11 protein-coding genes are annotated in these 11,854 nt (G+C 63.9%); 10 read left to right on the top strand and 1 reads right to left on the bottom strand.

Translation table 11 applies throughout. The features are described from left to right. Positions 1-1,464 carry a glucose-6-phosphate dehydrogenase gene (gene zwf, locus V6X30_RS04630; protein ID WP_367983475.1) on the bottom strand — a complete coding sequence of 488 codons (1,464 nt, stop codon included), beginning with the start codon at positions 1,462-1,464 and terminating at the stop codon, positions 1-3. 141 nt (positions 1,465-1,605) lie between these two features. Here zwf and edd point away from each other — a divergent pair, with 141 nt between their 5' ends. From edd to V6X30_RS04580, 10 genes are all read left to right on the top strand, one after another. Next, positions 1,606-3,441 carry a phosphogluconate dehydratase gene (edd, locus tag V6X30_RS04625; protein ID WP_367983474.1) on the top strand — a complete coding sequence of 612 codons (1,836 nt, stop codon included), beginning with the start codon at positions 1,606-1,608 and terminating at the stop codon, positions 3,439-3,441. Beyond that, a complete protein-coding gene (gene eda, locus V6X30_RS04620) occupies positions 3,438-4,172 on the top strand; it encodes a bifunctional 4-hydroxy-2-oxoglutarate aldolase/2-dehydro-3-deoxy-phosphogluconate aldolase (RefSeq protein WP_367983473.1) in 735 nt (244 codons plus the stop codon). Before edd ends, eda begins: the two co-directional genes overlap by 4 nt. Positions 4,173-4,227: 55 nt before the next feature. Then, positions 4,228-4,701, top strand: a complete 474-nt coding sequence (locus tag V6X30_RS04615; RefSeq protein WP_367983472.1) for an SUF system Fe-S cluster assembly regulator — start codon at positions 4,228-4,230, stop codon at positions 4,699-4,701. Beyond that, complete coding sequence (gene sufB / locus V6X30_RS04610) at positions 4,685-6,133, top strand: Fe-S cluster assembly protein SufB (protein WP_367983471.1); 1,449 nt, start codon at positions 4,685-4,687, stop codon at positions 6,131-6,133. The genes V6X30_RS04615 and sufB overlap by 17 nt, the downstream gene beginning before the upstream one ends. Positions 6,134-6,224: 91 nt before the next feature. Further along, on the top strand, positions 6,225-6,980 hold the full coding sequence (gene sufC / locus V6X30_RS04605; RefSeq protein ID WP_367983470.1) for a Fe-S cluster assembly ATPase SufC: 756 nt from the start codon (positions 6,225-6,227) through the stop codon (positions 6,978-6,980). An 18-nt stretch (positions 6,981-6,998) separates the two neighbouring features. Continuing rightward, complete coding sequence (sufD, locus tag V6X30_RS04600; RefSeq protein ID WP_367983469.1) at positions 6,999-8,327, top strand: Fe-S cluster assembly protein SufD; 1,329 nt, start codon at positions 6,999-7,001, stop codon at positions 8,325-8,327. A 2-nt stretch (positions 8,328-8,329) separates the two neighbouring features. After that, positions 8,330-9,580: a cysteine desulfurase gene (locus V6X30_RS04595; protein ID WP_367983468.1), complete on the top strand. Its 1,251-nt coding sequence runs from the start codon at positions 8,330-8,332 to the stop codon at positions 9,578-9,580. Positions 9,581-9,582: 2 nt separating this feature from the next. After that, a complete protein-coding gene (sufU, locus tag V6X30_RS04590; RefSeq protein WP_367983467.1) occupies positions 9,583-10,029 on the top strand; it encodes a Fe-S cluster assembly sulfur transfer protein SufU in 447 nt (148 codons plus the stop codon). Positions 10,030-10,033: 4 nt separating this feature from the next. Beyond that, entirely contained in the window at positions 10,034-10,357 is a 324-nt protein-coding gene (locus tag V6X30_RS04585; protein WP_367983466.1) for an SUF system Fe-S cluster assembly protein, read from the top strand. A gap of 7 nt (positions 10,358-10,364) precedes the next feature. After that, positions 10,365-11,852: a tetratricopeptide repeat-containing sulfotransferase family protein gene (locus V6X30_RS04580; protein ID WP_367983465.1), complete on the top strand. Its 1,488-nt coding sequence runs from the start codon at positions 10,365-10,367 to the stop codon at positions 11,850-11,852. The last annotated feature ends 2 nt before the right edge of the window (positions 11,853-11,854 follow it).

Here is an 11,854-nt window from a genome sequence, read left to right as displayed (position 1 = left end):
TCAGCTCTCCTCGTGCCAGCTTGCGTCCTCACGGCCGAGCAGGGCACTCGATGCCGCCGGCCCCCAGGTTCCGGCGGTGTAGGGCTTGGGCGCATCACCGGCTTCGTTCCAGGCATCCAGTATCGGTTCGACCCAATCCCAGGCGGCATAGAGCTCGTCACGCCGCATGAAAAGCGTCAGGCGGCCTCGCAGGACGTCCATAAGCAGCCGCTCGTAGGCGTCGGCCTGGCGTTGCTGGAAGGCCTCGGCAAAGTCCAGATTGAGCGATACGGGCCGGAGCTGCATGCGATCTCCGGGCGATTTCGCCATCATATGCAGCCGTACCCCTTCATCCGGCTGCAGCTTGATGACGAGTCGATTGGGCTGGCCGGCGCCGTAGGTGACATCGAAAATGGAATGCGGCACATCGCGGAAATTCACCACGATCTCGGCGGCGCGTTCCTGCAGGCGTTTGCCGGTTCGCAGATAGAAAGGCACGCCGGCCCAGCGCCAGTTGGCAAGCTCCGCACGAATCGCCACGAAGGTCTCGGTGCGACTGTCCTCCGGGACACCCTCTTCGTCGAGATAGCCGTCAACCGGTTGGCCGGCGATCGCGCCGGCGCGATACTGGCCACGGACGGTGTTGCGCAGCGCATGCTGCCCCTCGAGGCGTGTGAGGGCGCGCAGGACCTTGAGCTTTTCGTCGCGCACCGCGTCAGCCCCGATATTGGTCGGCGGCTCCATGGCGATGATGCAGAGCAGCTGCAGCAGGTGGTTCTGCACCATGTCGCGGAGTGCACCGGTGCGGTCGTAGAACCCGGCGCGCCCGTCTACGCCGACCTGTTCAGTCACGCTGATCTGTACGTCCCGGACCCAGTCCCGGCGCCAGAGCGGTTCGAACAGCATGTTGCCGAAACGCAGCGCAATCAGGTTCTGGACCGTCTCCTTGCCTAGATAATGGTCGATCCGGTAGATCGCATCCTCGGCAAAGATGGCGCCGATGCGCTCGCTGATCGCTTGGGCGGAGGCCAGATCGTGGCCCAGCGGCTTTTCCAGCACGACCCGGGAGCGATCAGTGACCAGCTCCTCGGCCTGCAGGTGTTCGCAGATGTCAACGAAGTGCCGGGGGGCGACGGCTAGGTAGAAAACACGCGTGCGGTCGTCGCGATCACGCAGCACGGCGCCAAGATCGCCGAAGCCCCGGGGTTCGGCGGCGTCCACCGAGACGAATTGCAGGCGCTCGACGAAGCCCTGCCAGTCGTCGGCATCCCGTTCTTCGGCATCCAGGCGTTCCTGGAAGGCACCGTCGACCCGCTCGATGAAGGTCTCCCGATCGAGTTCGCTGCGCGCCGTTGCAATGATTCGACCGTCGTCCGGGAGCTGGCCCGCGCGATGACGGCGATAGAGAGCCGGGAGAAGCTTGCGCATGGCCAGGTCGCCGGTGGCGCCGAACAGGATCAGGTCGAAGGGTTCCGGTGACTGCACCACGCCTCCCCGTGCATAGCTGTAGTAAAACTACATTTATAGTAACGCGAAGATCGCTATAGTTGAACTACAGCTGCGGCAAAAACGATGAGCATGTAGTAAAATTACGTCGACGCGCGTGAACGAACAACGGAGGAATGCATGCCAGAGCTCAACGCAGCGGTCGCCGGGGTTACCGAGCGTATCCGCCAGCGCAGTCGCGACGATCGCCGTGCCTACCTCGAGCGGCTGCAGACCGCCGCTGACGACGGGCCGATGCGCACGAGTCTGTCCTGTACCAACCTTGCCCATGCCTTCGCGGCGGCACCCGACGGCGACAAGGCGCGCTTGAAGGGGTTGCAGAAGCCCAATGTCGGGATCGTCTCGGCCTATAACGACATGCTCTCGGCGCACCAGCCCCTCGAGCGCTTTCCCGCCCTGCTCAAGCAGGCGGTCAGAGAGGCGGGGGGTACCGCCCAGTTCGCCGGCGGCGTACCCGCCATGTGCGACGGCGTTACCCAGGGGCAGACGGGCATGGAGCTCTCCCTTTTCAGTCGTGATGTGATTGCCATGGCCACCGGGGTGGCGCTCTCCCACAACACCTTCGACGGCGGCCTCTGCCTCGGCGTCTGCGACAAGATCGTCCCGGGGCTGCTCATCGGTGCCCTGCATTTCGGTCACATCCCGTTCATTTTTGTCCCCGGCGGGCCGATGACCACCGGCGTGCCCAATGAAGAGAAGGCGCGCATCCGCGGGCTCTACGCGGAGGGTAAGGTCGGGCGCGATGCGCTGCTGGAGTCCGAGTCAAAGTCCTACCACGGTCCGGGCACCTGCACCTTCTACGGCACGGCGAACAGCAACCAGATGCTGATGGAAGTCATGGGGTTGCATCTGCCGGGTTCGGCGTTCGTCAACCCCAACACGCCCCTACGTGATGCCCTGACCATCGCCGCCGGTCATCGCATCATGGAGATTACGGCGCATGGCGAGGAATACACCCCGATCGGCCGTGTGATCGACGAACGGGCCATCGTCAACGGCATTGTCGGCCTGCTGGCCACCGGTGGCTCCACCAATCACACCATTCATCTGGTGGCGATCGCCCGGGCAGCGGGTATTCACATCAACTGGGACGATTTTGATGCGCTCTCGCGGATGGTGCCACTGCTCACGCGGATCTATCCCAACGGCCAGGCGGACGTGAATCACTTTCATGCCGCGGGCGGAATGGGCTTTCTCGTCCGCGAGCTGCTTGGCGCAGGCCTGCTGCACGAGGATGTCATGACCGTGGCCGGTGAGGGCCTGGCCGCCTACGCCAGAGAACCGATGTTGGCCGAGGGCGGCGTCGCCTGGCGGGATGCCCCGGCGGAGTCCGCCGACAGCGATGTGGTGCGTCCCGTGGCGGAGCCGTTCAGCCCGGATGGCGGGCTTCGGGTTGTGCAGGGCAATCTCGGGCGTGCGGTCATCAAGGTTTCCGCCGTCAAGCCCGAGCACCGTGTGGTGGAAGCCCCGGCCCGGGTCTTTGATGATCAGCAGGAGGTCCTGACTGCCTTCCGTGCCGGTGAGCTAGAGGGCGATTTCGTCTGTGTTGTCCGCGGACAGGGGCCGCGGGCCAATGGCATGCCTGAGCTCCATAAGCTCACCCCGGAGCTTGGCGTCCTGCAGTCTCGGGGTCAGCGCGTGGCGCTGGTGACCGATGGCCGTATGTCCGGAGCGTCCGGGAAAGTGCCCGCGGCCATTCACCTCAACCCGGAGTGGGTGAGTGGAGGAGCGATCGGCCGAATCCGCGATGGCGATGTGATCCGGCTCGATGCCGAGGCTGGTCTTCTCGAGGTCAGGGTGCCAGCGGCCGAATGGGCGAACCGCTCGTCCACGCCGGCGACCAATGAGCCGCAACATGGCATTGGCCGGGAGATGTTCGCGGCATTCCGTGCCATGGCCGGGAGCGCCGAGCACGGCGCCATCAGCTTTAGCCCGCAAGAGGAGGTTGGGTCATGAGCGAAACGTTGTTGTCCATTCATGCGCTCATGACGCGTGCACCCGTTATCCCGGTGCTCGCCATCGACGCTGCGGACACCGCGCCGGCGATGGCTCGTGCGCTGGTGGACGGTGGGCTGCCGGTACTTGAGGTGACCCTGCGCACGCCGGCGGCGCTTCCGGCCGTCGAGGCGATTGCCCGCGAGGTGCCCGAGGCCCTGGTCGGTGTCGGCACGTTGACCCGGGCGGCGGATGCGATCGCGGCCAGGGATGCCGGGGCCCGCTTTCTGGTGAGCCCCGGCCTGACCGACACGCTCATCGGTGCGGCGTTGAATGTCGACATTCCGCTGCTGCCCGGCATCTCGACGCCCTCTGAGTTGATGCGAGCGGTTGAGGCCGGCTTTGACCGGCTTAAGTTCTTCCCGGCTGAAGCAAACGGTGGGGTCGGCGCGCTGAAGGCCCTGGCCGGACCCTTTCCTGCGGTGCAGTTTTGTCCCACCGGCGGGATCAGTCCGGGTAACTACCTCGATTACCTGGCGCTGCCCAATGTCCTTTGTGTCGGTGGCAGCTGGCTGGCGCCCGGCGATGCGGTGGCCGCGGGCGACTGGTCGCGGATCACCTCACTGGCGGCGGCCGTGTCCGGTGGTCGGTCGGCGATTGACCCGACCCGGTCGCGGGCGGCCGCAGCAGAGGAGTGGTATTCCGTGGCCGGCGAGGAGGACCCGGGCAGTGCCGATGAGGCGCTGCGGTAAATTTTCCAGTTTAAAATGTACCAAAGCAGTCCTGATTACTTTATAATCTCCCCATATGATCAGGCTGAACCGCGAAACGGACTACGGCATCGGGATCCTGACGCTGATGGCGCGGGAACCCGAGGCCCGTTTCAATGCCGGTGCCCTCGCCGAGGCGAGGGGGCTGCCGCAGCCCATTGTCAGCAAGATTCTCAAGCATCTTGCCCGGAGTGACCTGCTCGTCTCCTACCGGGGTGCGAAGGGGGGCTACGGGCTGGCCCGACGGCCGGAGTCGATCTCCATCGCCGAGATCATCACCGTACTGGAGGGGCCGATTGCGTTGACCGACTGTATCGAGGATGGGCAGGAGGCCTGTCAGTACGGCAGTCAGTGCAACATCAGCAACGTCTGGAGCCGCATCAACGATGTGGTGCTGAACGCGTTGTCCGAAATCACGTTGGCCGAAATGACCACCGCCGAGGACGGCGGTGGCAGCGGTCAGGTTCATACGCTGGAATTTACCGGAGTGCGTCATGTCCGCGAGCACTGAGACCATCGAACGGTTCACCCAGAAGGGCTACGAAGCCGGCTTCGTGACCAATGTCGAGGAGGATCGGGTCGAGCCCGGTCTCAACGAGGATGTCATCCGCTTCATCTCGGCCAAGAAAAACGAGCCGGAGTGGCTGCTGGAATGGCGGCTCGAGGCGTACCGGAACTGGCTGAACATGCCGGAGCCGGACTGGCAGTACGTCCACTACGACCCGATCGACTTCCAGGCGATCTCCTACTACGCCGCGCCCAAGCGCGACGAGGACAAGCCACAGAGCCTTGATGACATCGACCCCGAGATCAAGGAGACCTACGACAAGCTCGGCATTCCGCTGCATGAGCAGGAGATGCTTGCCGGTGTCGCCGTGGACGCGGTCTTCGACTCGGTCTCGGTGGCGACCTCGTACAAGGGAAAGCTGGCGGAGCAGGGCATCATTTTCTGCTCCATGTCGGAGGCGGTCCAGGAGCATCCGGAGCTGGTGAAGAAGTACCTCGGCACGGTGATCCCGGCCAATGACAACTTCTTTGCCGCGCTCAACTCGGCGGTGTTCACGGACGGTTCGTTCGTCTACATCCCCAAGGGCGTGCGCTGCCCGATGGAACTGTCCACCTATTTCCGTATCAACGCGGCCAATACCGGTCAGTTCGAGCGCACCCTGATCATCGCCGAGGACAGCAGCTACGTTTCCTATCTCGAGGGATGCACTGCGCCGATGCGCGACGAGAACCAGCTGCATGCCGCGGTGGTGGAGCTGGTCGCGCTTGATAACGCCGAGATCAAGTACTCGACGGTCCAGAACTGGTACCCCGGCGATGCCAACGGCAAGGGCGGCATCTACAACTTCGTCACCAAGCGGGGCCTGTGTGCCGGCGATAACTCCAAGATCTCCTGGACCCAGGTCGAGACCGGCTCGGCGATCACCTGGAAGTACCCGAGCGTGGTGATGCGCGGCGACAACTCGGTGGGCGAGTTCTACAGCGTTGCCGTGACCCGGCTGCGCCAGCAGGCCGATACCGGCACCAAGATGATCCACATGGGCAAGAACACCCGCAGCACCATCGTCTCCAAGGGCATCTCCGCCCAGGAGGGACAGCAGGTCTACCGGGGTCTGGTGCGGATCGCGCCGACGGCCGAGAATGCACGCAACTACTCGCAGTGCGATTCCATGCTGATGGGCTCGGAGTGCGGTGCGCATACATTCCCCTATCTCGATGTGAACAACAGCACCGCGCAGCTTGAGCACGAGGCGACCACCTCGAAGATTGGCGAGGATCAGATCCTCTACTGCATGTCGCGTGGCATCTCCGAAGAGGACGCCGTGTCGCTGATCGTCAACGGGTTCTGCAAGGAGGTCTTCCGCGAGCTGCCGATGGAATTCGCCGTCGAGGCACAGAAGCTGCTCGAGATCACCCTCGAGGACTCGGTCGGCTGACGCGGGTGCTAATTCTTCCCGATGGCGGGACGGACGCAGTCTGTCCCGCCGGGGTTAACCTTTTCGAACGAATTGATTCAGGAGCAAAACAATGGCACTGCTCGAAATCCGCAACCTGCACGTCAACGTGGAGGGAGCAGAAATCCTCAAGGGCCTCGACCTGACCATCGAGCCCGGCAAGGTCCACGCCATCATGGGCCCCAATGGCGGCGGCAAGAGCACGCTGGCCAAGGCGCTGGTGGGTGACGACGCCTATGAGATCACTCAGGGCGAGGTCCTTTTCAACGGCCAGGACCTGCTCGAGATGGATCCCGAGGAGCGGGCGCGCGAGGGTGTCTTCCTGGGCTTCCAGTACCCGGTAGAGATCCCCGGTGTCTCCAATACCTACTTCCTCAAGGCCGCGGTCAATGCCATGCGCAAGCACCGTGGCGAGGGCGAGATCGACGCCATGGAATTCCTTGAGCTCGTCAGGGAGCGGGCCAAGAGAGTGAAGCTCGACGAGACGCTGCTGCAGCGCCCCGTGAACGAGGGCTTCTCCGGCGGTGAGAAAAAGCGCAACGAAATCTTCCACATGTCGGTGCTCGAGCCGCAGCTCGGCATTCTGGACGAGACCGACTCCGGCCTCGACATCGATGCCCTGCGGACTGTTTCCGAGGGCGTCAATGCCATGCGCTCCGAGGACCGTTCATTCCTCGTGATCACCCATTATCAGCGCCTGCTCGACTACATCGTGCCCGACGTGGTGCATGTCCTCATGGACGGCCGGATCGTGAAGACCGGTGGCAAGGAGCTTGCCAAAGAGCTCGAGAGCAAGGGCTACGAGGGCATCGACGAGGCCGCAGCGTAAGCGCGGGGGACGAGACCAATGGAAGCAGCTGTGCAGCCAAAGAGCGTCTACCTCGAAGAGTTCGAGGGGCGCACCGACGTCGGGCCCGAGTGGCTCGATACCCTCCACGAGCGTGGTATCCGGGCCTTCGAGGCGCGGGGTTTTCCGGGTGCCCGTGAGGAAGCCTGGCGCAAGACCAACCTGCGCCCGGTGACCGCCGAGCACTTCCCGCTCGCCGACTCTCAGGGAGTCGCATCGAAGGAGCTGATAGAGCGACTCGGCGATCTCGGTGACAGCTATCGCCTGGTCTTTGTCGATGGGCGACTCGCCGCCGACCTCTCGGATCTGGCCGACCTGGCGAAGGGGCTGACCGTGACGCCGTTCAGCGAGTATGACGGCAACCCGCCGGAGCGGCTGGCCGCGGCCCTGGGGGCCCGCGCCGACATCGACTGGCATCCGTTCGCCGCCCTCAATTCGGCGTTTTTCGTGGATGGCGCCTATATCCATGTGGCCCGTGACGCGATGATCGAAAAGCCCATCGCCGTCACGCATATCACGACGGCCGAGGCCGACCGCCGCGCGATCTACCCGCGGCTTGTGGTGGAGGCCGAGGATGGCGCCGAGGTGCGGGTGGTCGAGCGATTCATCGGTGATGACCAGGCCGGTGCACTCGTCTGTCCGGTCAGCGAGCTCTCGGCCGGGCAGAACACGATTCTCGACTACAGCCGCCTGCAGGAAGACGGCGTGGCCACGATGAATATCGGCACGGTCAATCTGGCGGCCCAGCGGGATGCCTCTCTGCGGGGTGCGTTCGTTGCTGACGGCGGTCGGCTCGCGAGGCTTGATCTGGTGGCCGATCTGGAAGGTGAGGGCGGCGAGATCGACTGCAACGGCATTTACCTCACCGAGGGCCGGCAGTTCACCGACTTCCACACCTGGTTCAATCACCGGGTGGAGAACTGCTTCAGCCGGCAGCGCTTCAAGGGCATCCTCCAGGGGCGTTCCGAGACCGTGTTCGACGGCCTGGTCAAGGTGTTCGAGGGCGCGCAGAAGACCGATGCCGTGCAGGAAAACCGCAACCTCGTGCTCGGCAAGCGGGCCCTGGCGCACTCCAATCCGCGGCTTGAGATCTTCGCGGATGACGTCAAGTGCACTCACGGCTCCACCGTCGGGGAGCTCGACGAGGAGGCGTTGTTCTATCTGCGCACCCGGGGCATCAGCGCCGAAGGAGCCCAGGGCATGCTGACCCTGGCGTTTGCCGGCGAGATTGTTGACATGTTCCGTGTCAGTGGCGTCCGCGATCACGTCCGCCGCGTCCTCATGCGGCGTCTTGGCGTGGAAGATGCGGACATCGGAGAGATTCTTTGAGCGTGAGCGTATCGCAGCGGCCCGCGACGGAAAGCGTCCTCGACGTTGATCGTCTGCGGGCGGATTTCCCGATCCTGCAGCGGCCCATGAATGGCCGGCGCCTGGCGTTTCTGGACAGCGCGGCGAGCGCGCAGAAGCCCCAGTGCGTGATCGATGCCGAGCGGGAGTGCTACGAGCAGTACTACGCCAATATCCATCGCGGGGTCTACCAACTCTCGCAGCGTTCGACGCAGGCCTACGAGGCCGTCCGGCGGACCGTGCAGCGGTTCATCAACGGCGCGGACGAGCGCGAGGTCGTCTTCGTCCGTGGCGCGACCGAAGCCATCAACCTCGTCGCCCAGTCATTCGTGAGGCCGCGGCTCGAGGCCGATGACGAGATCCTGATCACCGGGATGGAGCATCACGCCAACATCGTCCCCTGGCAGATGATTGCCGAGGCGACCGGCGCGCGACTGGTGGTCGCGCCGGTGCTCGATGATGGCAGCCTGGACATGGATGGCCTGCGCGAGCGGATCAGCGCCAGGACCCGCTTCATCAGTGTGGTCCATGTCTCCAATACGCTGGGCACGATCAATCCGGTGGAAGAAATCATCGCCACGGCGCACCAGCGGGATATTCCGGTGCTGGTGGACGGGGCGCAGTCGGCGCCGCATATGCCGGTGGACGTGCAGGCCATGGGAGCGGATTTCTATGTCTTCTCGGCCCACAAGACCTACGGGCCCAGTGGATCGGGTGTGCTGTGGGGTCGGCTCGAGCATCTGGATGTCATGCCACCCTATCAGGGTGGCGGTGACATGATCCGCACGGTGAGCTTCGAGGAGACGACCTACGCGCCGCCGCCGCAGCGCTTCGAGGCTGGCACACCGAATATCGCCGGTGTCATCGCCATGGGTGTTGGCCTCGAGTACATCGAGGCGGCGGACCGCGAGGCCATTGTGGCGCACGAGCAGTCCCTGCTCGGCTACGCGAACGAGCGGCTGGCGGAGATCGACGGGCTTCGGGTCATCGGCACCGCACCGCATAAGGCGGGTGTGGTGTCGTTCGTCCTCGACGGGGCCCACCCTCATGACATGGGGACCATCCTCGATATGGAGGGCGTCGCCGTGCGGGCCGGCCATCACTGCACCCAGCCGCTGATGAAGCGCTTCGGCGTCGCGGCTACCGTGCGTGCCTCCTTCGGGCTGTACAATGACCGGGATGATGTCGACGCGCTGGTCGATGGTCTCAAACGCGTCAGGGAGTTTTTTGGCTAGCCATGTCCGATCTGCGTGAGCTCTACCAGGAAGTGATCCTGGACCATAACAAACAGCCCCGGAACTTCCACGGGATCGATCCGCATGATCATGAAGCGGATGGGTATAACCCCCTATGCGGTGATCAGATCCATCTCGAACTGCGGCTGGACGATGAGGGCCGGATCGAGGATATCGGTTTTCAGGGGCAGGGCTGTGCCATCTCCACGGCGTCGGCCTCGATCATGACCGAGGCCCTCAAGGGGCATACCGTTGAGGAAGCGAAGTCGCTTTTTGACCGCTTCCACCATCTGGTGACCGATGATGACGCCCAGCCCGACCCGTCGCTGGGCAAGCTGGGCGTGCTCGCCGGCGTTCGGGATTACCCGATGCGGGTGAAGTGCGCGACGCTGGCCTGGCACACGTTGCAGGCCGCCCTGGAGGAAAAGGGCGAGGTCACCACGGAGTAGGCGAATGGCCGAGCGTCCATCGGTGGAAACAATCCAGGAAGGGGTCGTGACGGCGCTGCGCGGGGTCTACGACCCCGAAATCCCAGTGGATGTCTATGAGCTTGGTCTGATCTACGAGATCGATGTCGATGAGGATGGCTTCGTCGATGTGCTCATGACGCTCACATCGCCGGCCTGTCCAGTGGCCGGTCAGATGCCGATTCTGGTCAAGGCGGCGGTCGAGCAGGTCACCGGCGTGGAAGCCGCCGAAGTGGAACTTACCTGGGAGCCGCCCTGGACCCAGGATCGCATGTCGGAGCGGGCCCGGCTGCAGCTCGGGTTCATGTAATTGCGTCTTGGACGGACCGGACAGAATCAGCGGGCCGGAGGCGCTGAGAGCGGCCAGAAAGCGGGTTGAAGGCCTGCTGGACGCGGGCCTCGCGAATGATGCCGAAGCCGAGGTCGAGCGGCTCAGGGCGCAGTTCGGCCAATGTTTCGATGTCGACCGGCTCGACGCCCGGGTGCTCACGACATTGGGCCGCTGGCAGAAGTCGCGCCAGCCAATCGAGCGCGCCCTCGCCGTCGCACCTGACGATCCGCTGCTGTTATCGCTGAAAACGCGTGTGATGGACAAGCTGGGCGAGCGCGAGGCCAGCGACCGGGTTTTCCGGCGACTCCTTGACCAGCACCCCGATCACTGGCGAACACGACGGCTTTTGTTTGAACGCGAGCGCGACGACGGCAACCAGGCCGCCGCCATCGGAACGCTGCGCTCGCTCCTCGAGGAGAAGCCGCGCAGTCCCGGACTGCTCTACGAATATTCCAGACTGGAGCGACCGGACGAATCCAGCCCCTTTTTCGGGCGCCTGGAACGCATGAGCAAGGATCCCCGGCTGAGCGTAAATGGCCAGGCGCTCAGTGCCTTCGCCCTTGGCAACCTTCATCTCGCCTGCGGCCATGATCGCGAGGCTTTCCTGGCCTACCGCCGGGCGAACACGCTGCTATTCAGCCGGCGCGTCTCCAAGGGCCAGCATCCTGCGAAGACTTTGCGCACGTGGCAGAAGGCGGGGCTCTCCCGGCGCTATTACGCGACGCGCGCCGACTACGGTCTATCTGATTCCCGACTCGCCTTCATCTTCGGCCCCTCCAGGAGCGGCAAAAGCCTTGTCGAGGCACTGCTCGCGCGGCATCCGCAGGTCGGCAATCTGGGCGAGTCGTTCATGACCCGCTATGCGATGAACGAACAGCTCGGCGGACGGGATCGGGTGGAGTATCTGGCCTCGGTGGAGCGCTCCCGGGCGCAGGCGGATGCATGGGGCTACCTCGCAAGGCGCTCACTTATGGACGACAAGCGCTACTGGCTGGATACCATGCCCACCAACCTCGGGCTGCTGCCGGTACTCGGCCTCTGGTACCCGGATATGCCGGTCATTCTGTGTACGCGGGACCTGCTGGATGTTGGCGTGACGATCTATTTCCGATACTACAGCACCGGTAACAGGGCCTATTTCGACCTCAACGAGATTGGTCGATACATCGCGAAATACACGGTCTGCTGTAAATTCATGGAGGTTGTGCTGCCCAACCCGGTGCTCTGGGTGCGGTATGAGGATCTTGTCCATGACCCATATGCCGAGGCCCGGCGCATCGGGCAATTCCTCGGCCTCGACATGGACGTCATCGGACGGGAGCTCGCCTCTCCCGAGGAGACCGCGTATCGACACCCGATCGATTCGCATAACCGGCCAAGCCGTATCACGACCGAGGGTGTCGGCCTTCATGAGCGGTTCAAGGAGAACATCGATCCGCTCTGGAATGGCATCATGGAAAACCTGGGCGACTGATC

The organism is Spiribacter sp. 1M189, from assembly GCF_040838345.1.
Classification (GTDB): domain Bacteria; phylum Pseudomonadota; class Gammaproteobacteria; order Nitrococcales; family Nitrococcaceae; genus Spiribacter; species Spiribacter insolitus.
The sequence above is the reverse complement of the archived record's forward strand: the minus strand, read 5'-3'. Positions and strand labels throughout refer to the sequence as shown.

Coding starts and splice junctions, on each gene's coding strand:
- eda (WP_367983473.1), top strand. CDS start 3,438: ATGAGCGAAACGTTGTTGTCCATTCATGCGCTCATGACGCGTGCACCC.
- edd (WP_367983474.1), top strand. CDS start 1,606: ATGCCAGAGCTCAACGCAGCGGTCGCCGGGGTTACCGAGCGTATCCGC.
- V6X30_RS04585 (WP_367983466.1), top strand. CDS start 10,034: ATGGCCGAGCGTCCATCGGTGGAAACAATCCAGGAAGGGGTCGTGACG.
- V6X30_RS04615 (WP_367983472.1), top strand. CDS start 4,228: ATGATCAGGCTGAACCGCGAAACGGACTACGGCATCGGGATCCTGACG.
- sufU (WP_367983467.1), top strand. CDS start 9,583: ATGTCCGATCTGCGTGAGCTCTACCAGGAAGTGATCCTGGACCATAAC.
- sufD (WP_367983469.1), top strand. CDS start 6,999: ATGGAAGCAGCTGTGCAGCCAAAGAGCGTCTACCTCGAAGAGTTCGAG.
- sufC (WP_367983470.1), top strand. CDS start 6,225: ATGGCACTGCTCGAAATCCGCAACCTGCACGTCAACGTGGAGGGAGCA.
- sufB (WP_367983471.1), top strand. CDS start 4,685: ATGTCCGCGAGCACTGAGACCATCGAACGGTTCACCCAGAAGGGCTAC.